This window comes from Hymenobacter plasmatis (assembly GCF_020711255.1).
Classification (GTDB): Bacteria; Bacteroidota; Bacteroidia; order Cytophagales; family Hymenobacteraceae; genus Hymenobacter.
This window is the reverse complement of record NZ_JAJFAW010000002.1, coordinates 103513-128843: the sequence shown is the minus strand read 5'-3', so window position 1 is coordinate 128843 and position 25331 is coordinate 103513. Positions and strand designations below refer to the sequence as shown.

General features: G+C 60.7%; 26 protein-coding genes. 9 read left to right on the top strand and 17 right to left on the bottom strand.

Translation table 11 applies throughout. The features are described from left to right. The first annotated feature begins 227 nt into the window (after positions 1 to 227). From LJ738_RS01850 to queG, 4 genes are all read left to right on the top strand, one after another. Positions 228 to 1190: a hypothetical protein gene (locus LJ738_RS01850; protein ID WP_227784628.1), complete on the top strand. Its 963-nt coding sequence runs from the start codon at positions 228 to 230 to the stop codon at positions 1188 to 1190. Between the two features lie 47 nt (positions 1191 to 1237). Next, on the top strand, positions 1238 to 1588 hold the full coding sequence (locus LJ738_RS01845; RefSeq protein WP_068191188.1) for an HIRAN domain-containing protein: 351 nt from the start codon (positions 1238 to 1240) through the stop codon (positions 1586 to 1588). A 310-nt stretch (positions 1589 to 1898) separates the two neighbouring features. Beyond that, complete coding sequence (gene ruvB / locus LJ738_RS01840; RefSeq protein ID WP_227784627.1) at positions 1899 to 2954, top strand: Holliday junction branch migration DNA helicase RuvB; 1056 nt, start codon at positions 1899 to 1901, stop codon at positions 2952 to 2954. Between the two features lie 162 nt (positions 2955 to 3116). Beyond that, on the top strand, positions 3117 to 4052 hold the full coding sequence (gene queG / locus LJ738_RS01835; protein WP_227784626.1) for a tRNA epoxyqueuosine(34) reductase QueG: 936 nt from the start codon (positions 3117 to 3119) through the stop codon (positions 4050 to 4052). A 69-nt stretch (positions 4053 to 4121) separates the two neighbouring features. Here queG and LJ738_RS01830 read toward each other — a convergent pair whose 3' ends face one another. The 5 genes from LJ738_RS01830 to LJ738_RS01810 all read right to left on the bottom strand — a co-directional run bounded on the left by LJ738_RS01830 (position 4122) and on the right by LJ738_RS01810 (position 7941). After that, the gene (locus LJ738_RS01830; RefSeq protein WP_227784625.1) at positions 4122 to 4337 is read right to left on the bottom strand and encodes a hypothetical protein; all 216 of its coding nucleotides are present in this window, start codon (positions 4335 to 4337) and stop codon (positions 4122 to 4124) included. Positions 4338 to 4546: 209 nt separating this feature from the next. Next, positions 4547 to 5440, bottom strand: a complete 894-nt coding sequence (locus LJ738_RS01825) for a ferritin-like domain-containing protein (RefSeq protein WP_227784624.1) — start codon at positions 5438 to 5440, stop codon at positions 4547 to 4549. A gap of 28 nt (positions 5441 to 5468) precedes the next feature. Next, positions 5469 to 6185: a ferritin-like domain-containing protein gene (locus LJ738_RS01820; RefSeq protein ID WP_227784623.1), complete on the bottom strand. Its 717-nt coding sequence runs from the start codon at positions 6183 to 6185 to the stop codon at positions 5469 to 5471. A gap of 188 nt (positions 6186 to 6373) precedes the next feature. Beyond that, complete coding sequence (locus LJ738_RS01815) at positions 6374 to 7192, bottom strand: ferritin-like domain-containing protein (RefSeq protein WP_227784622.1); 819 nt, start codon at positions 7190 to 7192, stop codon at positions 6374 to 6376. A gap of 29 nt (positions 7193 to 7221) precedes the next feature. Then, the gene (locus tag LJ738_RS01810; protein WP_227784621.1) at positions 7222 to 7941 is read right to left on the bottom strand and encodes a ferritin-like domain-containing protein; all 720 of its coding nucleotides are present in this window, start codon (positions 7939 to 7941) and stop codon (positions 7222 to 7224) included. 274 nt (positions 7942 to 8215) lie between these two features. On the opposite strand from LJ738_RS01810, the gene LJ738_RS01805 reads away from it, so the two are divergent. The 3 genes from LJ738_RS01805 (at position 8216) to LJ738_RS01795 (ending at position 11934) form a co-directional block, all read left to right on the top strand. Then, entirely contained in the window at positions 8216 to 9940 is a 1725-nt protein-coding gene (locus LJ738_RS01805; protein ID WP_227784620.1) for a BatD family protein, read from the top strand. A gap of 95 nt (positions 9941 to 10035) precedes the next feature. Continuing rightward, positions 10036 to 11115, top strand: coding sequence for a chorismate synthase (aroC, locus tag LJ738_RS01800; protein WP_227784619.1), 1080 nt, complete (start codon positions 10036 to 10038; stop codon positions 11113 to 11115). Positions 11116 to 11379: 264 nt separating this feature from the next. Then, positions 11380 to 11934 (top strand): NifU family protein, encoded by a 555-nt coding sequence (locus LJ738_RS01795; RefSeq protein ID WP_410779904.1) that lies wholly within the window; start codon positions 11380 to 11382, stop codon positions 11932 to 11934. Between the two features lie 199 nt (positions 11935 to 12133). Here LJ738_RS01795 and LJ738_RS01790 read toward each other — a convergent pair whose 3' ends face one another. The 12 genes from LJ738_RS01790 to LJ738_RS01735 all read right to left on the bottom strand — a co-directional run bounded on the left by LJ738_RS01790 (position 12134) and on the right by LJ738_RS01735 (position 23525). After that, positions 12134 to 13048, bottom strand: coding sequence for a DUF5777 family beta-barrel protein (locus LJ738_RS01790; protein WP_227784618.1), 915 nt, complete (start codon positions 13046 to 13048; stop codon positions 12134 to 12136). A 29-nt stretch (positions 13049 to 13077) separates the two neighbouring features. Continuing rightward, positions 13078 to 13653: a YceI family protein gene (locus LJ738_RS01785; RefSeq protein WP_227784617.1), complete on the bottom strand. Its 576-nt coding sequence runs from the start codon at positions 13651 to 13653 to the stop codon at positions 13078 to 13080. 12 nt (positions 13654 to 13665) lie between these two features. Further along, positions 13666 to 14046, bottom strand: coding sequence for a c-type cytochrome (locus LJ738_RS01780; protein WP_227784616.1), 381 nt, complete (start codon positions 14044 to 14046; stop codon positions 13666 to 13668). Positions 14047 to 14132: 86 nt separating this feature from the next. Further along, complete coding sequence (locus LJ738_RS01775) at positions 14133 to 15788, bottom strand: PorT family protein (RefSeq protein WP_227784615.1); 1656 nt, start codon at positions 15786 to 15788, stop codon at positions 14133 to 14135. Continuing rightward, on the bottom strand, positions 15775 to 16389 hold the full coding sequence (locus LJ738_RS01770) for an RNA polymerase sigma factor (protein ID WP_227784614.1): 615 nt from the start codon (positions 16387 to 16389) through the stop codon (positions 15775 to 15777). The genes LJ738_RS01775 and LJ738_RS01770 overlap by 14 nt, the downstream gene beginning before the upstream one ends. Before the next feature lie 251 nt (positions 16390 to 16640). After that, positions 16641 to 19637: a protein translocase subunit SecDF gene (secDF, locus tag LJ738_RS01765; protein ID WP_227784613.1), complete on the bottom strand. Its 2997-nt coding sequence runs from the start codon at positions 19635 to 19637 to the stop codon at positions 16641 to 16643. A gap of 212 nt (positions 19638 to 19849) precedes the next feature. Continuing rightward, positions 19850 to 20221 (bottom strand): hypothetical protein, encoded by a 372-nt coding sequence (locus LJ738_RS01760; protein ID WP_227784612.1) that lies wholly within the window; start codon positions 20219 to 20221, stop codon positions 19850 to 19852. 88 nt (positions 20222 to 20309) lie between these two features. Next, on the bottom strand, positions 20310 to 20771 hold the full coding sequence (locus LJ738_RS01755) for a DUF4268 domain-containing protein (RefSeq protein ID WP_227784611.1): 462 nt from the start codon (positions 20769 to 20771) through the stop codon (positions 20310 to 20312). A gap of 130 nt (positions 20772 to 20901) precedes the next feature. Then, on the bottom strand, positions 20902 to 21309 hold the full coding sequence (locus LJ738_RS01750; RefSeq protein WP_227784610.1) for a hypothetical protein: 408 nt from the start codon (positions 21307 to 21309) through the stop codon (positions 20902 to 20904). Between the two features lie 200 nt (positions 21310 to 21509). Beyond that, positions 21510 to 22136, bottom strand: a complete 627-nt coding sequence (locus tag LJ738_RS01745) for a uridine kinase family protein (RefSeq protein WP_227784609.1) — start codon at positions 22134 to 22136, stop codon at positions 21510 to 21512. A gap of 208 nt (positions 22137 to 22344) precedes the next feature. After that, a complete protein-coding gene (gene rdgB / locus LJ738_RS01740; RefSeq protein ID WP_227784608.1) occupies positions 22345 to 22953 on the bottom strand; it encodes an RdgB/HAM1 family non-canonical purine NTP pyrophosphatase in 609 nt (202 codons plus the stop codon). Positions 22954 to 23030: 77 nt separating this feature from the next. Continuing rightward, complete coding sequence (locus LJ738_RS01735; protein WP_227784607.1) at positions 23031 to 23525, bottom strand: hypothetical protein; 495 nt, start codon at positions 23523 to 23525, stop codon at positions 23031 to 23033. A 153-nt stretch (positions 23526 to 23678) separates the two neighbouring features. Here LJ738_RS01735 and LJ738_RS01730 point away from each other — a divergent pair, with 153 nt between their 5' ends. Together LJ738_RS01730 and LJ738_RS01725 are read left to right on the top strand one after the other, a co-directional pair. Further along, entirely contained in the window at positions 23679 to 23948 is a 270-nt protein-coding gene (locus LJ738_RS01730) for a type B 50S ribosomal protein L31 (protein WP_068191230.1), read from the top strand. 171 nt (positions 23949 to 24119) lie between these two features. Continuing rightward, positions 24120 to 25328: a GlmU family protein gene (locus LJ738_RS01725; RefSeq protein WP_227784606.1), complete on the top strand. Its 1209-nt coding sequence runs from the start codon at positions 24120 to 24122 to the stop codon at positions 25326 to 25328. Positions 25329 to 25331 lie beyond the last annotated feature (3 nt).

Genomic DNA, 25331 nt, shown 5'->3' with positions numbered 1-25331 from the left:
AAGCCGTCCTTCAATGAGGGTCGGCTTTTTGATTTCAGGGAAGTTTTTTCTGTCATCGCAAGAGCCAGTTAACCCCCTGGCTCGCTGATTCTATCAGCCCGCTTGCAGCTCAGTAGCATAGAGCGAACGGGGCTTTTTTGCCGATTTAATGTGGGTTTGATTCAATTTTATATGGTATTATCATTATTTTAGAGTGATTTTTTCTCTCACCTATTCTACTCGACTATATGCGTAAACTCTACCAAAGCTTCCTGCTGCCGCTGATATTTTCCAGTTATTTAGCGTTAGCCCAGGCACCTGCTGGCCCCACGGCCGTGCTGCATTCGCCCTACTATCACGCCTACCAGCCCAAGGGCATTCCGGGCGCTGCAGCCCGCATTGGGGTGCTGCCCACGCGGCTGCAGCACATTGCGGCCCGGTACATCGTGGGTAAGACGCGGGCGCAGGTGCTGCTCGATTCCATTAGCGGTTTTCTGAGCCGGCAGCCGGGCATGCTGGCCGTGGCGCTACCTGCCGAAGCCAGGCCCAACAACCTGCCCGACGTATTCTTCGGCACCCGTGCCCAGGAACTGCCCGGCACCCTGCCCGCCTACGTTCAAAACCTGAAGTGCTCCAGTGCCAGCTACAACTGCGTGCAGCTGGCCGGTTGGGCTGGCCAGGGCCCCACCCGCAAAGCCCTGGTTGAGCTGATGGCCGCCCAAAAACTCGACTACCTGCTCGTGCCCATGGTACGCGAAGCCAGCCTGCACCTCTCCCGGAAAAACGAGGGTTCAAGCCTTTCGGCCAGCGGCTCGGGCATGCCCACCGATTATTATCTCGACCAAGGCTCGGGCCACGTGGCGCCGTTCAAACGCCTGGAAGACCTGACCGGCACCGTGGGCATGCTCGTGCTCACCGCCGCGCTGCTGGATGCCCAAGGCAACTTGGTAATGGTAGGGGCGGAGGGCCTGAAAAGCCTCGGCGATGGCCTCCCGCCCAAGCGCCTGGTGGTAAACGAGCCCTGTCTGGCCCTTGCTCCCGATTACGATGCCCTGCTGCTCCCGCTCCTGCGCGACGACCTGCCCACCCCGCGCCCGGCGTGGCAGGAAGCCACCGAGCAGCTGGCCCTGCGCCTCACCGGCCGCCGCCCTGCGCAGGAAGATTCGCCGTACCAGCTGCTGACTCCGGCCGCGGCGGTAGCCCAACACTAGGCGTAAGTACCGGGCATGGCTTTACTTTGCTAGCTCACTGCTCTCTTATGCCAGACGCCGCTTCCTCTTCCGCCGAACCCCTCGTGCTGCTCGAATGCCTCGTGGCCGGCACCTCGCACCGCGACAACCTCGTGCAATACGAGCCCGGCCTGACCGTGGGCCAGCCCCTGCTGCTCAGCCGCGAGCCCGCCAACAAGTACGACGATTGGGCCGTGCAAGTGCACACCGCGCCCGCCACCGACCCCGCCAACGTATGGCTGGGCTACCTGCCCGAAGGCCGCAACGAAACCGTAGCGCGCCTGCTCGACGCCGGCAAAAACCTAACGGCCCGGCTCAACCACAAATCCTGGGAATCGGACTGGCTGCACCTCGATATTGAAGTGCTGCTGCACGAGTAGCCTGCAACTCGCTCGCGCCTCTTGTCATGCAGAGCGCAGCGAATCATCTCTACCGCGCCATCTGTCATGCTGACGAAGGAAGCATCTTATCACCATGGAACGAATCGTGCTGACCTGATAAGATGCTTCGCAGGCTCAGCATGACAGACGATTAAGGGAAGGATGAAGGGAAATCTGCGAGACGCTTTCCTTTCCTCAGCACAACAGCAGCAAGAAGCATTTTTTTAAATTGTAAAGGAGCTTTTTTGCCAGCGGTGCGGTTTCTCATCTGGTTAGCAAGCTGCAACCAATAATTTTAGTAAATATCATTATGCGCGAAGCCTATCTCACTGGCGGCACCGATAATTTCGACGCCACCGACAAGGATATCGACAAGGCCCTGCGCCCGCTGTCGTTCGGTGACTTTACGGGCCAGGAAAAGATTCTGGAAAACCTGAAGGTATTCGTGGCTGCCGCCAAGCAGCGCGGCGACGCCCTCGACCACGTACTGCTGCACGGCCCTCCCGGCCTGGGCAAGACCACGCTCTCGCACATCATCGCCAACGAGCTGGGCTCGGGCATTAAAATGACCTCGGGCCCGGTGCTCGACAAGCCGAGCGACCTGGCCGGCCTGCTCACCAACCTGGAGCCGCACGACGTGCTGTTCATCGACGAGATTCACCGGCTCAACCCCGTGGTGGAAGAGTACCTGTACTCGGCCATGGAGGACTACCGCATCGACATCATGCTCGATTCGGGCCCGAATGCCCGCTCGGTGCAGATTTCGCTGTCGCCCTTCACGCTGGTGGGCGCTACCACCCGCTCGGGTATGCTCACGGCGCCGCTGCGGGCTCGCTTCGGCATTTCGGCCCGTTTGGAGTACTACGATTCGAAGCTGCTCACCACCATTGTGCTGCGTTCGGCTGAAATTCTGGGCACGCCTATTCACGAGGACGCGGCCTTTGAAATTGCCCGCCGCTCGCGCGGTACCCCGCGCATTGCCAACAACCTGCTGCGCCGCACCCGCGACTTTGCCCAGATTAAAGGCGACGGCACCATCACGGTGGAAATAGCTCAATTTGCCCTCAACGCCCTCGACGTAGACGCCCGCGGCCTCGACGACATGGACAAGCGCATTCTGACCACCATCATCGACAAGTTCAAGGGCGGCCCGGTAGGCATCAGCACCATCGCCACGGCCTGCGGCGAGGAAGGCGAAACCATCGAGGAAGTGTACGAGCCGTTCTTGATTCAGGAAGGCTACATCAAGCGCACCTCGCGCGGCCGGGAGGCCACGGAGGCGGCATACCAGCACCTGGGCCGCCTGTTGCCCCAGAACATGCGCGGCAACTCGGGCAGTTTGTTCGACGAGATAACGCAGGGGTAATTGTCATCCCCATCTGGCGTACGCGCAGCGAAGGACCTTATCACGCCGGAACGATTTGCAGCATCCCCTTGCTGTACTGATGTTGTGGCATGATAAGGTCCTTCGCTGCGCGTACGCCAGATGGGGATGACCTATTTTTGTTGGTAGTCTACTTTATAGTCAATGCTCTGCAAATCCGAATGGGCCCCTTTCATCAAGCGCCGCGCGGCGGAGCTGGGCTTCATGGCCTGCGGTATTTCCAAGGCCGAGTTTCTAGAAGAGGAAGCCCCGCGCCTGGAAACCTGGCTCACCAAGCGGATGAATGGCAAGATGGGCTACATGGAAAACCACTTCGACAAGCGCCTCGACCCGCGCCTGCTGGTGGATGGCGCTAAATCGGTGATTTCGCTGCTTCTCAACTACTACCCCGCGCCCGAAGACCAGCAGCCCGACGACACGCTTAAAATCAGCAAATACGCCTACGGCCGCGATTACCACTTCGTCATCAAAGACAAGCTCAAGACGCTGCTGGCCGACATGGAAGCCGAAATCGGCGCCATCGGCGGGCGGTGCTTCGTCGATTCGGCGCCAGTGCTCGACAAGGCCTGGGCTAAAAAAAGCGGCCTGGGCTGGGTAGGCAAAAACTCCAACTTAATTACGCCCGGCACCGGCTCATTCTACTTCATTGCCGAGCTGATAGTGGACGTGGAGTTGCCCGCCGACGGCCCCATCCGGGATTACTGCGGCACCTGCACCAAATGCCTCGACGCCTGCCCCACGCAGGCCATTGCTGAGCCCTACGTGGTGGACGGCAGCAAGTGTATCAGCTACTTCACCATTGAGCTGAAGGACCAGATTCCGACCGAGGTAGCCGGGCAGTTTGGCAACTGGGTGTTCGGCTGCGACATCTGCCAGGACGTGTGCCCCTGGAACCGCTTCTCGCAGCCGCACCAGGAGCCACAGTTCAACCCCGCGCCCGGCCTTAAAGACCTGACGCCCGGCGACTGGCGCGAAATCACCCACGAATTATTCACGGAGCTGTTCCGCCAGTCGGCCATGAAGCGCACTGGCTACGAGGGGCTGAAACGCAATATCAAGTTTGTGCTCGATGGCGAGTAGCCACCAGCAGGCACTCCGCAGTCGTTTTCCAAGGACTGCCCACACCCAGGCTATCCCACTACGGGCTGATTACCCAAGGCCGACTTCTAAAGTGTTTTGGTCGAGCCTACCAAATACACGCTTGAGCACCTTGCGGTAAATTCTGGCGAACTGCTGGTAGCACCAGCTGCGAAAATCGGGCACTTCCGTGGGCACGAGCATCTTGAGGGCCTTGCGGAGTTCTTTTTCAAAAAGTGCCTTGTTGAAGCTTACTTTCAGCAGAATCATTTTCACGTAATCTAGCATAGCAACAGGAGTACGAATGAAGAAGAGAGATGACTAAATGAGGCGCAAAGTTCTACGGAAGAGCTTGGCTGCCAACTAGTATAAAGATACGATAGAAAGTAGGTCTGCGCAAAGGCAAATGCCTTTTTTGCCCTGCCTGCGGGGGCCATACGCAAAAGGAGCGGCCCTGGCCGCTCCTTCGCATACTAAAGCCAAAATCTTGTGTTCGCCTAGCTAAAGAGGTTAAGCAGGGCCGTGGCCTGGGCCGTGGGCAGCGGCTCGTCAAACGCGGAGGCGTAAGCCCCGGCTTGTACGGCGATGCTGCCGGTCAGGAGGCTGGCAAACGGCACCACGTTGGCGCCCGTCACCACTTGCTTTTCGTTGGTTTCAAAGCTGTAGATAGATACGGGCGCGGCGCTACCGCCCGCGGGGTTGGGCACGAGCACAGCTGAGTTGAACGGCGTATCGGCCGCGCTGGGCCAGTTTTTTACCACAACCCCACTCTGGGCGTTGCGGCGCAGTGTGCGGATATGCGAGGCGTGCCGGGCTTCTACCGATTGCATGCGGAGCACCACATCGAGTAGCAGCCGGTCGCCCGTGAAGGTGGCCATTTGGCCCAGGTAAATGTCCGCACTGGCGTCTTCAAGCTGCTGGGCCAGCTGCAGGAAGGCGTTGTAGTCGGTCATCACGTTCGGAAACAGCTCGGGGTTGCCGGCGTTGTTCTTGCGGCCGCTGAAGTCGAAGGTGGGTGTGGCAGGCGGCGTGAGGCCACCCGTCGTCAGGGAGGTGCGCAGAAACCGGGCGTGGTTCTGCTGCTGGGCCAGGATGCGTTCGAAGTCGGGCCGCACGGCCGCCTGCGCGGCGTTGGAGAGCACGGCACCCGCGGCTAGGGCCTGCGTGTAGAAAGCAGCAAGCAGCTCTTCGAGCTTGAGCAGCAGCAGGGTGCTGTCGAGGGAAGCGTCGGTGGGGGCGGCTTGGGCCGGCAAGGCCAGGGCTAAGGGCAAAGCCGCCGCGGCAGCCTTGGCACCGGCCTGGCCCAACTGGCGCAGCAGGTGGCGGCGCGGGGCAGCATCCGAGGAAGCATCGACGGCGCTAAGCTGGTCGAGAAGGGAGAAAAGGTTCATGCGGGAACGGGCAAAAAGAGCGGCCGGCTTAAGCCGTGGGCAGCGAATCGGTGGATACCACGATGGGCAGGAAAAAAGCTTTGGCCTCGGCCACTACTTGCACGGGCGTTTTGGCCAGGCTCACGCTCTGCAGCGCGCCGGTGCTTATCACTACGTCGTCGCCGGCAAACGAGCCCGGCGTGCGCAGGTCGCGGACCAGGGCGGCGTGGCGGGCTTCTACCGAGACCACCTTGGCCAGCAAACTCACGGTGGTAATGGTCTTGAGCAGCCGCAGCGCGCCGGTGTAAGCCGCTACGCCGAGGTCTTCAAGCTGCTGCGCACCGGCCAGCACCCCGGCCCGGGTGGTGAGGGTGAGCGACGAAAAGTCAAAAGCCAGCGGCTTGGAAAGCGCGGCGTCGAAGGCGTCGGTGCCTAGGATGTAGCGCAGGGTTTCGCGGTGCACCAGTTCGTGGTCGCGCAGGTCGTCGAAGATGGCCTTTTCGCCCGTGCGCAAATCAGCCGGCGGCGCGTCCACCACTTTCTGGTAAAAAGCCGTTTTGAGCTGCTCCAGCAAGTAGAGGTAGTTGAGCAGGCCGGTGTCCGCGCTGCCCAGGGTGAGCAGGTTGGGGTTGACGGGGGTAGGAGTGGGCGTGTCGGTAGAGCAGCCGGCCAGTACCAGCGACGCCGTAGCCGCCGAGGCGCCCGCTACCCGTAAAAAAGTGCGACGATGCAGGGCCCCGGGCTGGGAAAAATACGAATCAGACATAAGAAAAGAACCGGTGGATGCCCAAGCGCACCCGGCCGCTATCGACAAAGATACTCGCAGAGCCGCAGGGGTGGCATGCCCGCCAAAAAAGCTTGCGGTGCGACTGAATTCGATGGGCAGAAATAAAATGCAAAAGCCGGCCCCGCGTGAGCAGGACCGGCTTTTAAGCAGTATTCTATATCTGTTGGCTAGCCCACCAAGCCCCCGGCGCGGCTCATGTCAAGCACTTCGGCAGGAGTGAGGGGCTCGTCAAACGAGGCAGCCACGTCGGCGGCCGAGTAAGGCGTGCCGAGTTGCGTGGTCAGGTTGAAACCGGCTTGGGTCACGTTGCTCTCCGGGATGGCGCCGGTGTAAGCCGCGTTGCTCGAAACGTCTTCGCCGGTGGTAACCCATGGGTTTTTACCGCGCATGTAGCGGATGTGCGACGCGTGACGCGCTTCCACCGAGTGGATTTGCAGGGCCACGGTCAGCAGGTTCACATTGCCAATGCCCGTGATGTTCTGGTCGGCCGTGGCAGTCAGCTCAGCCGCGCGGCCTTTGTAGGCCCGCACGCCGGTATCTTCCAGTACCTGAGCCACCACCAGTTGGTCGGCATAGGCCGCTGGGAAAGCCGATGTCTTGAACTTAACGCCCGTTTTGGGGGTGCCGCCCAGTGCTTTAATCACATTGGTGAGCAGGGCCACGTGGGCGTCTTCGTGCTTCTTAATCTGGGCAATGGCGGCTACGCCGGCGCCGGTGGCAGTGCCAGCGGCTACAAACTGACGGTAGAAGTCGGCTTCCAGCAGCTCCAGCGTCAGGGCGTAGTTCAGAATGTCGATGGGGGTGTCGACGCTCGTGCCGGCGTACGCTTTCTGGAACATGCTGCCCAGCAACACGGGCGTGGTGGCCAGGGCCGAGCGCTTGGCAAACGTGCCCAGGGACTGAAACACGGCGCGGCGCGAGTCGAAGCGGCCCAGTGCGTCGCTGTCCACTTCGGCGAGTTGTTCGATAATCTTGAAGAAATTCATAACAAAAGGTATTTACGAAGTGGAAGGAGTTATTTACCGACGTTATCGGCGTTCAACGTCTGGGTGATGTACTTGCCGGCAATGGCCAGTACTTCGGCCGGCGTCATGGCCTTGTCGAGGCCGTTGGCGTCCACCTGGTCGTCGGCGGCAAACGAGCCGGGCGTAATCAGGTCGCGGAGGAAGGCAGCATGCCGCGCTTCAACCGACACAATCTTGCCGGCCAGCACCAGGAAATCAGGCGTTTTGAGCAGTTTGCCCGCGCCGTTGTAAGCCGCTACGCCGAGGTCTTCGAATGCCTTACCGGTACCGAGCACGCTGTCGCGCTTGGTGAAGTCGATGGAGCTGAAATTGGGCGTCAGGTCCTGCAGCGGCGTTACTTTGGCTACGTTGGTCAAAGCAGCCTTGAAGAAGTCGCGGTGAATTGCTTCGTGGGCGGCTACTTGGGTGAAGTAGGCTAGCTCACCGGCTTTGAAGTCGGCAGCTGGGGTTTTCACTACCTGCGCATAGAATGCGGCTTCGAGCTGCTCCAGGGCATAAGCGTAGTTGAGCACGCCTACATCGCCCGAGCCCAGGCTGATGCCACCGCTGGGGGTATTGTCGGAGTCCTTCGAGCAACCTGCCAGCACAAGGGCGGTAGCACCGGCCGTGGCACCGGCATACATGAAGAAAGAGCGCCGCTTGATGGGCGTGTACAGCGGCTGGGCGAACGTAGCATCGTCGGAGCCACGGGGCTGAAGGTTGTCAGACATGAGATAGGAACGGTTAGGTGAAAAATTGAAAGCTTAGGGGAAAGGCAATAGGATTCCAGCCGGTGCAAAAGGCCCGATTTTTAGCGGCTTAAACCAGAACAGCTGGGGGATTTGGAGGCAGATACGTTAATAGTTGTACTAAAGGATTTGCAAAACCCAAATTATTTTAACCCAACAGTGTTTTGGTGTTAATCTTCGTAATTGTAATTCTTCGAGAAAAATTAGATTGCGGCGTTTAAAGCTACTTTTAGGGGCGCGTAACGAGCCGTAGACTATGGGAAAGTATTTTGGGTGGGTGGCATTGTTGGTGGGCTGTTTGGGCGTGGGCATAGCCCGCGCGCAGCCCACCACGCCGCCCACTTCCAGCCCAACCCCTGCTGCTCCCGCTGCCCAGCCCAAGCCTATCCCAGCTGCCCCTGTCACTCAGCCTCAGCCCCAACCCTCGGCTACTGCTCCGGTTCTTCAGCCCAAGCCTGGCGCGCCCGCCCCGGCTACTCAGCCCAAGCCTGGCCCCACCGTTCCGGCGGCGCCCAGCCCGCTCCCGGCAATACCCAAACCCAGCGCCGTGCCGCCCAAGCTTGGCGCTACGGCGCCCTCGGAGGTGGCGCTGGTGCCCGGTCCGGCCATGCTGCCGGTCACGGGAGTGTTCACGTTGGGGTTTCGGCTGCATGGTGGGGTGCTGGAGAAGTATTCGGAGTTTCCCGAGCTCGAAGGCTTCAAGAAAACCGGCAAAACCAGCACCACCACCACGCGCATTGTGCAGGGCCGTCGCTTCACCGACCTCACCATTACGCAGCGCTACATCCCGTATGGCGAGGGCGAATACACCATCAAGCCGTTTCAGCTCACCGTGAACGGCGTGGTGCTGCGCAGCACTGGCGCTACGGTGCGGGTAGGACCGGCCCCGACCGCCAACCCGGCGGCGCTGACTAAACCGGCTAATTCCGCGGCCCCGCTCCAGGCGGTGGGCGACCTCGACAAGCTCTTTGGCAAGCCCAAGCCCGCGCTGTACCAGGAACTGCCCGACCGGGCCTTTCTGGCCGTAGTGGCCGACCGACCCAGCGTGTATGTGGGCGAAGGCGTACGGGTGGGGCTGTATTTCTACCTCACTCCCGCCGACCAGGCCCAGCTGGCGTTTCACGACTTCAACGACCAGCTGCCGCCGCTGCTGCGCGAGTTGCATCAAGCCTCGGCGTGGCAGGAGCCCGGCCCGGAGCCCAGCGTCACGCCCGATACCGTGCGCAGCAAAGGCCAGCTCTACCTGCGCTTCCGGCTGGCCGAAAACGTGTATTACCCGCTCACGACACAGCCCCTGCACTTCCCGCCCCTGGCCCTGACCATGGTGAAGTTCAAGTTTCTCAAAAAGCCCGAGCCAGGGCAAGACAACCGGCTGGCAGGTTACAAGACCTACCTGTCTTTGGGCACCACGGTGCAGGTGCGGCCGCTGCCGCAGCAGGCCCAGCGCGGCGCCGTGGCAGTGGGCAGCTACCGAGTGCGCGAAGCCATCAGCCGGACCACGTTTCGGGTGGGGCAGTCGTTTGCGTACACGTTTGGGGTGGAGGGGCGCGGCAATTTGTCGGCCATTCTGGCGCCGGCTTTTGCCGCCCGGCCGGGGCTGGAAGTGTACGGGCCCGAGGTGAGCGAAGTGCCCGCGCCGGGCGGCGGCCGCAAGCTGTTTCGCTACCGGCTGGTGGCGCGGCAGCCCGGCACCCTGCCCCTCGATAGCCTCCTGCAACTAGTTGTGTTCAACCCTGCCACGGCCCGCTACGATACCCTTCGCCCGGAGCTACGGCCCAAGGTGCGCGGCGACGCGGGCACGCCCGCGCCGCTGCCCAAGCCCGAAGATGACCCATTCTACGGCCCGGCGCTGGCCAATGCTGATACCACTATGCAGTCGTTGGACGTGTACCGCGACGTGCGGCGCTACTCCGATTGGGTGCTGCTTGGGCTGGCCGGGGTGGCTGGGTTTGGCTGGTGGCGGGCGGGCCGGCGCCGTTAGCTCAATCTCAGCCCAAGGGCTGGGATAAGCCCGGCGGCATGCCGACCTTTGCGCGGGCTTATTGCTCCGGCGTCGTTTCCTTTTTCATCCGTTTCATGTCCAATTCCTTCGGCTCCCTCTTTCGCATTACCACCTTCGGCGAGTCGCACGGGGCGGGCATCGGCGTCATCATCGATGGCTGCCCCGCGGGGGTGCCCGTCGAAGCCGCCCACATTCAGGCGGCGCTGGACCGGCGCCGGCCCGGCCAGTCCGACCTCACCACCCCGCGCAAGGAAGCCGATACGGTGCAAATCCAGTCGGGCCTGTTTGAGGGTTTCAGCACGGGCACGCCCATCAGCCTGTTCATTCCCAACGCCGACCAGCGCTCCGACGACTACTCCCACATTGCCCACGCCTACCGCCCCAGCCACGCCGACTACACCTACGACGCCAAGTATGGCCGGCGCGACCACCGCGGCGGCGGCCGCAGTTCGGCCCGCGAAACGGCGGCGCGCGTAGCCGCCGGAGCCGTGGCCGCGCAGTTGCTCGCGCATTTCGGGGTTGAGGTGGTGGCGTATGTATCGGCCGTGGGCGAAGTAGAAGTGCCGCTCGAGTACCAGGACCTGGATTTGAGCCTTATCGACACCAACCCCGTGCGCTGCCCGCACCCCGACACCGCTACCCGCATGGAAGCGCGCATTCGCGAGGCCCAGGCCACGCACGATACCGTGGGCGGCGTCATCACCGGGGTGGCGCGCCACGTGCCCGCCGGCCTGGGCGAGCCGGTGTTCGACAAGCTGCCCGCCGTGTTGGGCCACGCCTTGCTCAGCATCAATGCGGTGAAAGGCTTCGAGTTTGGCTCTGGCTTCGCCGGCACCCGCCTGCCGGGCTCAGTGCACAACGACGAATTCTATACCGACGAAGCCGGGGCCGTGCGCACCCGCACCAACCACAGCGGTGGCAGCCAGGGCGGCATCAGCAACGGCCAGGACATCTATTTCCGCGTGGCCTTCAAGCCCGTAGCCACGCTGCTGCAGCCCCAGCAGACCATCAACGACCAGGGCGAGGCCATTACGCTGGTGGGCCGGGGCCGCCACGACCCCTGCGTGCTGCCCCGCGCCGTGCCCATCGTAGAAGCCATGACCCAGTTGGTGCTGGCCGATTTACTGCTGCGCGCCCGCGCCAACCGGCTGTAGGAACGCACCTTGGCGCGTTCAATCCTTGAACAGTATCATGAAGCAATGCGGCGTCGTTTGGCCGCCGAATGCGCCAAGGCGCGTTCCTACAACCCGAATGCAGCGTTAAGCCAAATGATGTAGGTACATTTGCAACCTCTGCCGCCCCAACGCGGTTGTACCTTAGATGTGTCGCAGGCGCTGCGACATTCCCCTCCTGATATTAAGCCCCAAGCCATGTCCGCTGTTTCTATTTATGCCGAAGCTTCTCCAAACCCGGAGAGCATGAAATTTGTCCTCAACTCGAACTTGCTGGCCGATGGTGTGAGCGTGGATTATCCCACCCTCGAAGCCGCTGCCAACTCGCCGTTGGCGCAGGAGTTGTTCGGCTTCGATTATGTGGGCCGTGTGTTCATCGCCCAGAACTTCGTTACCGTTACCAAAAACCAGCCCGAGCTGGCTTGGACCCAGCTCATCCCCGAGCTGCGCCAGTTTCTGAAGAGCTACGTAGAGGCCGGTGGCCCCATTTTCCTGGTTGACCCCGCCGCCGAGCAAAAGGCTGCCCAAGCCGCTACCGCCGGCGACCCCACCCAGCAGGAAGGCCAGATTGCCCAAAAAGTAATCGACCTGCTCGACAACTACGTGCGTCCCGCCGTGGAGCAGGACGGTGGCAACATCACCTTCAAAAGCTACCACGAAGGCATCGTGACCGTGAACCTGCAAGGTTCGTGCTCGGGCTGCCCGTCGGCCACCGTTACCCTCAAGTCCGGCATCGAAAACCTGCTCAAGCGCATGGTGCCCGAAGTGCAAAGCGTAGTTGCCGAAGGCATTACGGTTTAATTTAGAATCTGTCATTGCGAGCGCAGCGCGGCAATCCGTCCTGTTCCCAGCGATAACCTTAATAATGTAAAAAGCCCCACACTATGCAGTGTCGGGGCTTTTTCTATAAAAGGGCGGTGTCACATCTTAAGGGCTGGTCGCATTGGGAGGACGGATTGCCACATTCCGCTGCGCTCCACTCGCAATGACAGGCGAACCCTTAAATCTGCGACTTAATCGTGAAGTTCCGGACGATGGTAAAGCCGAAATAAATGTCGCCCTTGAAGAAATTGCCATCCGTTTGGGGCACGAAGAACTTCTCCGTCATGCCCTTGGAATTGGTGAAGTGGAGCTGAAAGACGTGGCCGCCGGTTTCGATGTCGACCCCGACGCCGAGGGCGTTACGAAACGTGTCGGCCGTATTGCCGGGGAGCAGGTAGAAGTAGTCGGCGGTGAAGGCAATGCGCTTGGTGAGCTTCTGGCGCAGGCCCGCCCCAATGGCGTACACGTCGTTTTGCATGGCCGGAGTAGCCACAAAGTTGCGGTGAACGAGCGTGGGCATGAGCTGCACCGAGAGGTCAGGGCTGACCTTGCGCGCAATCAGGGCCTGGTACACGTATTCGAGGCGCGAAGCCGGCGTGCGCTCCACGGTGGGGTCGTTGAAGCGCAGGGTGGTGATGGCCGACGATGCCAGCAGCGTGACCGAAACCGGCACGGCGTGCGGGCCCGTGGTTTGGCGCAGGGCCCGGTACTTGAGGAAGCCGTCGAAGGTTTTGTCTTGCGAGCTGCGGCCAATGCCGGCGGCCAGGCGGCTGGTGATGCCGTACTCAAAACTCAGGCGCAGCACGGCCTGGTCGAGCCCGAAGAAATTGTAGGCGCCGCTGTTGAGCGTGCCGAAGCGGTGCTGAATGAGGAATGCCAGCATGCCCGGTCCCGTAGTCTCCACCGACTGGGCGTTGATGATGTGCGTGCCCTTGAACGTGGCCGCCACCACCTCGCTTTTCGCCGAATCAGCGGTCTGTTTCTCGAGGTCGTTCAGCAGGTCGGTTTGGGCCCGGGCGGGGCTGGCCAGGGCGAGCAGACCGGCCAGGAGCAGGCCGGTAGCGTAAGGGGTGGAGCGGGCGGAATGGGCCATAGCAGCGGAAGGGGACGAATAAAAACAGCTCAACGGGCGGCGCCTACTGCGCCGGGAGCAGGGTCGCAGGTCAGGTCCACGCGCACGCTCACCACCTTGGCAATGTGGTCGCGCACGAGGGCCGGTATTTTGATATTGTAATCGGCGGGGGCCACCGGGAACATTGAAAACGCCACCAGCTGGCTACCGCGCAGCTCCACACTGGCGGGCACCTGAATGTGGTGCGTGACCCCGTGTATCATTAAGTCGCCCTCCACCTGCACGTTGTGCGGGCCGGCCGTGGCCAGCGTGGTCGCATCAAACCCCAGAAAGCGGCCCGAAAAGGTGGCTTTGGGGTACTTGTCCGACTCCATGAAGTTCTCATTGAAGTGCTCCTGCATCAGGCTCCGCTTGAACACAAACCCCTTGATGGGCACCGCGAAGGCCAGCTGGCTGGTATTAAAATCCAGCACCGCCGCTACCTGCTGGTTTTTGGCCTCAATATCCTCTAGCGGGCTGGACGAAAAAAAGGATACCCGCCCGTTCTTGGTCATGTACTTATTCTGCGCCTGGGCATGGCCCAAGGCCGTGAGCAGCAAAAAGAGAAGAAGCAAGGAGCGTTTCATGGTAGTGAGAAGTTAATTGTTGGGTTGGCCCGCGTCTATCCACGCCTTGATGCGCAGGATGTCGCATTCCGGAATTTTGGCCCGGCCCTTGGGCATCTCGTCGTAGCCGGGCGTGTGCTGAATGGAGTTCAGGATGCTGGCAGCCGGGTAGCGTTTGATGGTTTGGTAGCTCCCGAAGTCGTTGCCGCCGCCGAGCACGGACGCCACGTTGCTGCCGTGGCACTCCCGGCAGTGGGCGTCGAAAATGGGTGAAATGACTCCTGCGTAGGTCACCGATTGGGGCGAAGCGTCGCAGGGGATGGGTGTGGCATCTGGGTCGCCGTGCGAGTAGGTGCAGCCGGCGGCGAGGCTTAGCAGCAGGGTTGCGGCACCCGCCACAAGCTGGCGGGACAAGGTCCAGTATGAGTGTTGGCTCAACATCTCGGGCATAATATGAGGCTTGTAATAAAAGGCAGGTAGTTGCCGTGGCGGGGCCGGGACTAGAACCCGTATTTGGCGCCAAAGAAGATGCCGCCGCTCACCAGCTGCACCTTGCCCACGCCCACGCCGCCCAAGGGCAGCTTGAGGTAAGGTTCTGCCTGCAGGCTCCAGCGGGTGCTCAGGCTGCGCTCGTAGCCGAACGACAGGTTGACAATGCTGAACAGGTGGCGGTTGGCATTCACCACTTCCCATTCGGCGTAGCGCGCCATGTTCTGGTACACGTAGGGGTAAGAATACCGCTCGCGCTGCATGAAGAAGGAGGAAAGACCCAAGCTGCCAAATACCTTGTATTGGGGCTGCGTGAGTAAGTCGTAGCGCAGGTTCAGGGGCACGTCCAGTACCTGGCAAGTGCCTTCTACGTCCTTGAAGTCGTACATTGCTACCTGCGTAGAAAATGCGCCCCAGTCGTAGTCTTCACGGCGGGCCGTGTATTGCTTGGTGGAGCGCAACAGCCCCGTAGTCAGCCGCAAACGGTTGGTCAGGCGATACTCCAGCGTCACCCCGAAGTTGAGCAGCGGGCTTTGCACACTGGCAAATTTTACGGTTGTCACATCGGGCGCCCCCACCACGCCCACGTAAAAGCGGGGCTGCTGAACAGGCACGGGCAATGGCGCATCGTTGGGCACGCTCACCATCGCGCCAGCCCCCAGCAGAACCGGAAACTCCGGCGCCGCACCGACCTCCAACGGCACCGGCCGCAAAGCCAGCGCGGTCAGGGTTGCAGCTTCACTAGAGCTTGTAGCTTCTATGCCCGGGCCTTCTGATGCCGCGGCGCTGGTAGCTGCTTGGCCAGCTGCAGGCTCTTCTGTGGTCTTGACTGCCGGAGTCATATTGCGCGGCTGCTCCGAAGGAACACCGGCGCGCCGGTTCGCAGAATTAGATGGCGCAGAATAAATTGAGCTGGATTCCGAAGCTGCTAATCTGGTCTTGGCGGAAGTAGCCTCAGCAGAAGTAGCGGCGGCTACCGCTGTTTGAGAAGAGCTAACTGGCACCGCAGCTTTGCGTGGCGAATTGAGCTGAATTTCTTCAGCTTTAAGCAGTGTTTTTCGGGATGCAGAAGAGGCTGCAGTACCTACTGCTAGCCCATGGTGTATAGCCAGGCTTTCGGCCTGCGAAGGGGCTTTGTGAACTGGTCTGCGAGGTGCGTCGGGAGCAACGGCAGCAATAAGCTGCGATGAATTGGGCTGAACTACATGAGCCGATGGTGCGGCCGTAGTGGCCGCCGCAGTAGCGGCCGCGGTAGTGGAATGCACGCTCGCCGCAGCTGGTGCGGGGAGCGCGGGGGCTACCGCAGCCGGGGTAGTGGTCGAAAGCGCGGGTTGAGGCGCGGCCGCATGGCCCAGCCGCTTAGCAACACTGCCGGAAGGCAGTACACGGGTGGCTTCTTTCATGGCCGAAGTGGCGGCGATGGGGCCGGCTCCGGCCGGAGCGGCCGTGCCAGTAGGCCAGAGCAGCCAGCCGGCCGCCACCAGGGCCACAATGGCCACTTCGGCTGCGAAGTACTGCCACAGCTTCCGCCGTACTGCTTGCTCGATTACCGTCTTGTCTAGCTCCTTTTCAAGGCGCAGCCAGGCATCCAGTGGGAAGGAGGCGGGCTCGGGGTCCGGTGGGTCCAGGCGTTGGAACGCCTTATCAATATCGTTATCCGACCACATAGCGCGCTTTTTCAGAAGTAGTACACTGGGCCAGCATCGTCCGCAAGTGGGCTCGGGCCTTAAATAAGTTTGATTTGGAAGTGCCCACGGAAATGTGGAGCTGCTCGGCAATTTCTTCGTGGCCGAAGCCGTCTATCACCGCCAGGTTGAACACCGCCCGGTAAGCCGGGGGCAGGCGCTGCACCAGGGCCAGCAGCTCGTCGTAGCTCAACGCGTCGAGGGGCGTGGGGCCGCTGTCGGCGTGGTTCAGGGTCACGTCGTCGAGCTCCTGCTGGTGCTGGTGGCGTTCGTTGGCGCGGTAGTGGTCGATGGCGGTGTGAATCATTATGCGCTTGAGCCAGCCGCGGAACGAGCCCAGCACATCTTCGGGATGGCGGGCCGCATCGAAGCGGGACACGTCGCGGAATACTTTCAGAAACCCGTCGTTGGCCGCTTCCATGGCTTGGTCGCGGTTGCGGGCGTAGCGCAGGCAAATGCTCATCGCATAGCCGTAGAACTGGCCGTACAGGCGGCGTTGGGCTACCCGCTCTTGCAGCCGGCAGGCAGCCAGCAGCTCCGCCAGTGCCGGAGGGCCAGAATCAGATGGGACGACGTGCAGCATAATGCAGCGGTAGACAGGCTTGTTTAAACCACTCGGAAGTTAAGCAAAAAGGGTTGCCTTAGCACGCTTTTAGGCGCACTATTTTGAATATGTCGATTCTCAAGCTGAGCTGTTAATCTGCAGTTTATAGCACAAGAGACGGGCTTGCGCATAAAAAAAGCCGCCCAGTGGGCGGCTTTTTTACCTTGAATATCAAGTGCTGAATCGGCTGGAGAATGCCGGAATTCGGGATAATCCGACGCCGTCTGTCATTACACGTTGGCCGTGCTCAGCTTGGGGGCGTCGCCGGGGAGGCCGGTTACGTCTTCGCCCGCGGCGAGGCGCTCACGCTCCTCTTTCTTGCCGTAGGTGTCGAGGATAATCGGGGTGGCGATGAACAGCGACGAGTACGTGCCGAAGATGATGCCCACAATCATGGTGAAGGAGAACGAACGCAGGGTTTCGCCGCCGAAGATGTACAGCACCAGCACCACCAAAAACACCGTCGTGAACGTAATCATCGTCCGCGAGAAGGTAGAGTTCAGGGCTGGGTTCACTACTTGGGCGAAGGTCAGCTTGGGATTCTCGCGCAGGTACTCCCGGATACGGTCGTAGATAACCACTGTGTCGTTCATCGAGAAGCCGATGATGGCCAGCACGGCCGCCACGAAAATCTGGTCCATTTCATAGTTCACGCCGAAGGCCCGCGCAATGGGGAAGGCTGCAATCACGAGCAAGGCATCGTGAAACAGAGCGATAACGGCGGCCATCGAGTACTGCCACTTCTCGAAGCGGAACAATACATAAACGAAGATGCCCAGCAGCGTGAGGCCCAGCGAGAGCACTGAAGTGCGCTTGATGTCGTCGGCGATAGTCGCGCCCACTTTCGAAGCGGAAGGTACCTGCGGACTGGCCGAAGCAAACTTTTGCAGGCCCTGGTCCAGCGCGGCGCGTACCTGCTTGTCGGCGGTTACGCTTTCGTCGTCGGCCAGGTAGCCGGTGGTCACGCGCAAGCGGTTGGGGGCACCGTACTGCTTCACTTCCAGGCCTGCGCCTTTGAAGGCCGGCCGGAGTTGGTCGGCCACGTCGGAGGCCACCATGGTCTTGTTGAAATCAACCACGTAAGCGCGGCCGCCCTGGAAGTCAACGCCCAGGTTGGGGCCGCCCTGCAGGTACATCAGCACGAAGCCGATGACGATAACCGAAGCCGAGAAAGCATAGGCGATTTTGCGCTTACCCACGATGTCGAAGTTCAGGTTCTTGAACAGGTTGCGCGAAATCACCGTGCTGAAGGTCATCGGGTGGTTTTCGTTGCCCTTAATCAGCCACTCGATGATGAGGCGCGACACAAACACAGCCGACAGGAACGAGGTGAGCACGCCAATGCCGAGGGTGATGGCAAAGTTTTGCACCGGGCCCGTGCCGAAGAAGCCGAGGATAACGGCAATCAGCATCGTTGTTACGTTGGAGTCGAAGATGGCCGAGAAGGCACGCGAGTATCCTTTGTTCACGGCGTCGGACAGGCCCAGGCCGTGGTTCAATTCTTCCCGTACCCGTTCGAAAATCAGTACGTTGGCATCAACCGACGAGGCGATTACCAGAATCAGACCGGCGATGCCGGGCAGCGTAAGGGCCGTGCCGAACTGCGCCAGCACGCCCAAAATCAGGAACATGTTGAAGAGCAGGGCCACGTCGGCCACGATACCGGCGCGGCCGTAGTACAGCGCCATGAAAATCATGATAATCAGCAAGCCAGCCAGCGACGAGTACAGGCCTTGGTTGATGGCTTCCTTGCCGAGCGAAGGGCCTACTACGGCTTCTTCCACAATGCGGGTAGGAGCGGGCAGTTTACCAGCCTTCAGCTGGTTGGCCAAATCCTGGGTGTCTTCGATGGAGAAGCTGCCCATGATGCTGGTGCCGCCGCCCGTAATCTCGCTCTGCACCACCGGGGCCGAGCACACGTAGTCGTCGAGAACCATGGCAACCTGGCGGCCGATGTTGGCGCCGGTCATTTTAGCCCACTTGCGCGAGCCAGCGGGGCTCATGTTCATCAGCACCTCGGGCTGGCCGGTAGCACCAATGTCGGCCCGGGCGTCGCTGATTACTTCGCCGCTCAGCATGGGCACGCCGTCGCGGGTTTTGCGCACCGGAATCAGCTCCAGGTACTCCTGCTTGTCGATGGTGGTGGGCTTCAGGCTCCAGAGCAGGGCCAGGGTGGGGGGCAGCACGGCTTTGGCCTCCGGCGAACGCAGGATGCTGTTCATGCGGGCGGTGTCGCGCAGGTTCACGCCCAGGCGGCCGGGCATGGTAAACAGGCTGGCCAGCACACCGCCTTTGGTAGACGTAGCGGCCGAGTCAGCGGCATTCTTAGCCGATTTTTTGGCCAGTTGAGCGGCCAGGGAAGAAGAGTCGCCCGCGGCGGCTTTGTTGCCAGCCAGGGCTTTGGAGGTATCGGCAGCAGCGGTGGTGGCACCGGCTTTCTGCGCGGCGGCTTTGGTGGCCAGCTGCTGGTCGAGCTGCACGAGGTAAGGAGCCACTTCGTTCTGGTTCCATACTTCCCAGAACTCCAGCTTGGCCTGGCCTTGCAGCAGCTTGCGCACGCGGTCGGGGTTGTCGACGCCGGGCAGCTCAATCTGGAGGCGGCCGGTGCCTTTCACGCGCTGAATACTGGGCTGGTTCACGCCGAACTTGTCGACGCGGGTACGCAGGATGTTGAACGAGCGGTCGATAGCTTCTTCAACTTCCTTGTCGATGGCCCCAATCACCTTCTCGTTCGACGAGTTGATGTCGATATTGCGGCTCTTGTTGGTGGTGTTGGCGAAGATGGTAGCCAGCGGCTTGCCATTCGAGTTTTGCTGCCATGCCTGGGCAAACAGTGCCGTGAACGGCGTGCCCGAGTTGGTTTTCTGAGCCTGCTGGGCTTGCTCCAGCGATTTGTTGAACGCGGCGTCTTTGCTGTTGCCGCTCATGGCCCGCACGATTTCTACCGGCGAAACCTCGAGCGTTACGTGCATGCCGCCTTTCAGGTCGAGGCCCAGGCCGAGCTCGCTCTGGCGTACTTCCCGGTATGTGAAGGGCCCAAATACGGGCGCGCGCCACACTGAGTCGAGGTAGTGCTGGCGGGCGGTTTCGTTGAGCTTGCCGTCGCGGGTGGCGTAGGCAACGGCTTTCTGCTGCACTCCACGCGAGACGTAGGTGAAGAACAGGAAGTACGCGCACAGCGCCGTCACCACGACGGTCAGGGCGATGATTAATCCTTTATTACGCATTGGTTATGGTTGGTTGATTGTTGCTGAGAAGAGGGGCAAGGCCAGGCCGCTAGCGGAATAGCCACCGCTAGCCGTTGGGCTAGCTATAGGAGCCGAATGCAGCCGACTGGCTGCCAAAGGCTTGCCCAAAATGGTAATGTGCGAGACGGGCAGTCAGTGCCCGTGGGGCAGCTTTAGGAACCTGATGTCCAAAGCCTAGCGCCCAGCCCAAGCTAGGGTGCTTGCGGCGACAAGGCCACGGCCAGCAGCCGCGCCCGAAAAAACTCGCCGGCCCGCACGCCTGCATGGAGGCGTGGCACCGCCAGCGCCCGCCGCAAAGCGGGCAGCCACAGCGTGGGCACTGCCGCCGGCAACCAGGCCACCACGGGCGGCGCCACAAAGTGCTCCAGCGTCGCGGTTGCTTCCAGCAATACTTTCTGTTTCACCACCGTTGCTTTGGGTGGGGCAAAACGGGTTTCTCCCTTGCCCACCGGCAGGCGCAGTACGCTCACGGCGCGCTGGTTCAGGCCCAGCACTAGCAGCACCGTAGCGGCGAGCAGTGCAAAGCGCAGCGAAAACCAAAAACGAGTGAGCAGAGCCAGCATGGGTATAAACGGGGACTGCAAAGGTAATATTTTGGCGGGGATGTTGGCAAGCAGCACTATAAAGCGGCTTCACATAGCCGTCAGGGCGCTATTTCAGGGCTTCGAAGGTGTATTGCGCGTCGGCCCAGAACGCATCGAGCGCCATAATTCGGGGCTTAAAAAAGGAAATGAGCGCGGGCCAGTCTTCCCGATTAAACAGGTTGGCGGGGCTCAATTCGATATAAATGCGGCTGTAGGGTAGCCCCACGGCGTCGGTAGCTTCCGCTTCCCAGCTCCATTCCTCGCCCAGCGCTTCATGGAGCAAGGCCTTTAGTTCAACAAACTGCTCATAAAACAGCTCCCGGATGCCCGCATCCGGATGCGTCAGCTCGATGGCGATGGTGGCGCGCCGGTTGTCGGCCTGCATCCGGAAGTACACGTGCTTAATGCCCGTCTTATAGTTTATCCAGTTGGTCGAATCGCCTTCGGCCGATGGCACCGGGGCCATGTACTGCCCAAAGGCCGTCCAGAAAGCCTGGCGTAGCTGGGTTACTTCTGCTTTGCTATACATTGGAGGTGGGGACCGTAAGCAGGACCAAGGATGCCCGGCTTCTGCATAAGGGGCCTCAAAGAAAAGGCCCCGGCTGCTTATCCGAAGAGCAAGCGCTGGCTCCGTTGCGCCACAGCCGACCCAAATTGAGCTAAAGCGGCGTGGCCCACCAGCCGGTTTCGTTGGCTTGAATGGCCACGGCGCCGGCGTTTTGGTAGTACTCGTCCACGCATTCCCGAAACATGGAATTGTTGGTGCTGGAAAAGCACACGGCGTGGTCGGCGGGCGGCAGCGGCCCCGTGTGTACCCTGAAAACGCTGCCCCGCTCGGCCTTCGTAATTATAAGGTAAGTGGTGTCGCTGAGCGACGTGGTAGTGGCCTCAAACATGGGCCCGTAGGAAGTGTCGGGGGTGACGTCTCCCTGCAAGTTCTTATTGTGGGCCGGGTGTTGCAGAATGCCGACCTGACTGTTTTTGTCGCATCCCATCAGCACGGCCAAGCCCAACGAGGCCAAAACAGCTTTCCGGTGGAGTGTGACCTTGAAGAACGTACCGCTCATGTTCAAAGCAAAAATAATTATCTCAGTAAAGCCAGATGCCGCGCGAGGCATTGCGGTGCTACTCGCCCGGCTTTTATAGGTCCAAGATAATATTGTTTTGCTTATACAATATGGAGAGGATAAAAAATTGTACGTTCACCCCTGTGTGAAGCGTGTGTGCTGTTGATAAGTAGAATCAATTGCCCTGAAGGGCTACTCGCTTAGGCTTCGTTGACCACCTTGGTTTGCAGAAAGCCGACCAGCACTTCCAGGCCTTTCTCGAAGTGGCGGTTGTTCGGGATTACGATATCGGCGTAGTGCTTATAAGGCGCGATAAACTGCTCGTAAGTGGGGGCTACGTGGTGGGTATAGCGGTAGAGCACATCGGCCAAATCATAGCCCCGCTCGTCCCGGTCGCGGATAATGCGGCGGTGCAGTTTCACGTGCTCCTGGGCATCGATGTACACCTTGAGGTCGAGCAGCTTCGCGATTTCCTCGAAGTGGAAGACGAAGATGCCCTCCACTACCACAATGGGGGCGGGCCGAAACACCAGCTCCTTGGGCGTGGCGGACGCATTATTAAAGGTGTATTCCGTCCGCCGTACTTCGTGGCCCTGGCTGATGCGCAGCACGTCGGCCGCATAGGCCGCGGCATCGATGCTGGCGGGCAAGTCAAAGTTTTCGACCCCCTGGTCGTCGCGCATTTGCTTTTCGCGGGGGTGATAATAATTATCCTGCGAGATGAGACAAATCTGGTCTTCGGGAAAAGCCGCCAATAGCCGCCGCAGAAACGTGGTTTTGCCAGAGGCGCTGCCGCCGGTGATGCCAATAAGATAAGGGGTGTGCATAGCAGGCAAAGGTAGCTTTTGTATGGCAATGATGAGCTGCCGGAGCCAGCGAGGCGAGGCTGGCTTGCGCGGAGAAGCGCCCGGTTTTCTGGCGCGGAAAGGCTGGCGCGTCAGTCAGGCGCTTGCCGTGTTTTGCTTATTTCCCACCTGAAAATCAATTATCTGAAGCAAGCCTCAGCCCTGGTTGCCAGTTTGCTTGGGCTAATTCTCAGCCTTCGCGCAGAAACTCGACCAGCCCGGCCACTGCCCGCGCCCGGTGGCTGATGAGGTTTTTCTCGGCGCCGCTCATTTCGGCGAAGGTGCGCCCGTTACCTTCCTCCGGCACAAACACGGGGTCGTAGCCGAAGCCACCGGCCCCCCGCAGGTCTTCCGAAATATAGCCCGCCACTTCGCCCGCAAACTCATGCATGGAGCCGTCGGCGCCGGCCAGGGCCACCACCGTGCGGAAACGAGCCGAGCGGTCGGGCACGCCGGCCAGCTCCTGCAGCAGCTTGGCCACGTTGTCTTCGGCCCGGCGCTGGGGCCCGGCGTAGCGGGCCGAGTACACGCCCGGCTCCCCATTGAGGGCAGTTACTTCCAGGCCGGTATCGTCGGCAAAGCAGGCCACGCCGTAGTGCTGGCGCACGTATTCGGCTTTTTGGCGGGCATTGCCTTCCAGGGTGTCCTGGGTTTCGGGCAGTTCTTCGTGGCAGCCGATGTCGGCCAGGCTCAGCAGCTTGAGGCCCGGGGGCAGCAGCGGGCGGATTTCGTCGAGCTTGTGTGCGTTGTTGGAAGCAAAGCACAGCTGAGCGGGGAGGTTACGGGTTGGGGTTGACATGCAGCTGTTAACGGACGAGGCATAAAAAAAGCCGGCGGAAGCCGACTCAAAGTTGAACAGCAATCCCGGAAAATGCCTTACCGGAACATCGACTTTATGGTGCCCCAGGAACGCTGCACGGCGCTGGGCGTGCCCGCCAGCACCGTGAGGTAACTTTGGTCGCCGCTGGTGCTGCGCACCGTGAGCCGGTACGTGAAGGGGCCACCGGTCGCAGTACCGATGTTGCCCGCCGCGGTCCGGTACACGTTGGTGTCGAGAAACTGGTAGCGGCGCTGGCCGGTGGGCCTGAGGCTGCTCACGGCCCGGTAGCTGGTTTCGGTGGCGGCTTTGCGGGAAATCTCAAAGCCGGTGACGTTGGTTTCTGAGCTTACTTGCCAGTCAAGGCGCACATTGGGGCCGTCGTAGCCCGCGGTAAAAAGCGTGAGGGAAGCGGCCATGGCCAGGCCCACACTCCAGAGCACCAGCAGCAAGGTGGTGGGGCCGAAACGGCGAAACAGACGGCGGATGAGGTGGGATTTCAGCACGCGCGACAGCCCGGCCCCAAATAGGGACGGATTCAAATGTACACTCATATCGGAACGCCAACAAGCTCATCAACACCTACTGGCAGCGCTTATCTGCCGTAAAATATTGGGGGCAGAGTTGGGTATTTACGAGCTAAGCTGTACTTTTGCAGTCCCTTCCGCAAAATCGGCAGGGTTCAACTGGTAAAACTGGCCCCCGATATGAAAAAAGAGACCCACCCCGAGTATCAGGAAGTCGTGTTTCAGGACACTTCCTCGGATTTTAAGTTCATCACCCGCTCCACGATGAAGCCGACCGACACCATCACGATGGAAGACGGCAAAACGTATCCGCTGGTGAAAATCGAAGTGAGCAGCGCCTCGCATCCTTTCTACACCGGCAAGAACATGTTCATTGACACGGCCGGTCGTGTGGAGAAATTCCGCAGCCGCTACGCCAAGAAAGAGCAGAACAGCGCCAACAAAGAATAGCTGATTTTCGCTGTTGGCCCCACGCTGACAGCGATTAGCTTTTTGAAAACTCCTTTCGGGAATACCGGAAGGAGTTTTTTTTGGTCCTTTGCCAAACCGCCCGCCGTAAATTTGGGCCTCTATCCCACAGAAGCTAAAAGCTAGGCGCTCTTAGCCAATAGCTTAGAAAATATGCATGTACTGCTTTTCGACGACCCGGCCATCCGGCCGCACTTGCTGCCGTTCACCTTCACGCGCCCCGTGGCGGCGCTGCGCTGCGGCATTCTGACGCTGGCCGAAAAATGGCAGCACCGGCTTGGCGTGGCGTCGGTGGGCTACCTCACGCAGCCTTACCTGCAGGAGAAGTTTCCGGCCGGCGACGTAAGCGGGCCCGCCCTCATCATCAACGGCGCCGTGTGCCCCGACGACCTGCTCGTCCGCCAGGTGCAAGCCCTGCACCCAGGCCAGGCCCTGTATTGCGACGAGCGCCTGGTGGCCGCCCACGTGGCCGACGCCTCGCTCGTGGCCGAGCTCATTCAGGATGGCCTGCCCGAATCCCGCCAGGTAGCCGAGCCGGTAACGGTGGTGACCCGGCCCTGGCATTTGTTTCTCTTCAACGGCGCCGAAATCCGCCGCGACTTTGCCCTCCTCACCCAGGGCCGCACGTCGCAGCCCATCACCGACCCGCACACCATCGTGTACGGGGCCGAAAACATCTTCATTGAGGAAGGCGTGAAAATCCGCGCCGCGATTCTCAACGCCGAGGACGGCCCCATTTACCTGGGCAAGAACTCGCAGGTGCACGAGGGCGCCATCATCAAAGGCCCGCTGGCCTTGTGCGAAGGCTCGCACATCAACGCCGGCGCTAAGATGCGCGGTGACAACACCGTGGGCCCGTACTCCAAAGTGGGCGGCGAAGTGGGCAACAGCATCCTGTTGGGCTACGCCAACAAAGGCCACGACGGCTACCTGGGCAACTCGGTCATCGGCGAATGGTGCAACCTCGGGGCCGACACCAACACTAGCAACCTTAAGAACAACTACGCCTCCGTTAAAATCTGGAGCCACAAGGCCCACCGCTTCGTGGATACCGGCCAGACCTTCTGCGGCCTGATGATGGGCGACCACAGCAAGTGCGGCATCAACACCATGTTCAACACCGGCACGGTGGTGGGCGTAGGCGCCAATATTTTTGGGGCAGGCTTCCCGCGCACGTTTATTCCAAGCTTCAGCTGGGGCGGTGCCGCCGGGTTCGAGACTTTCAAGCTGCCCAAGGTGGACGAAGTAGCCGAGCGAGTAATGGCCCGCCGCGCGCTGCCCTACACCAAAGTTGAGCGGGATATTATGAAGGTGGTTTTTGAAGCGACGGAAGCGGACAGGGTTTGGGAAAAAGCTAAATAACCC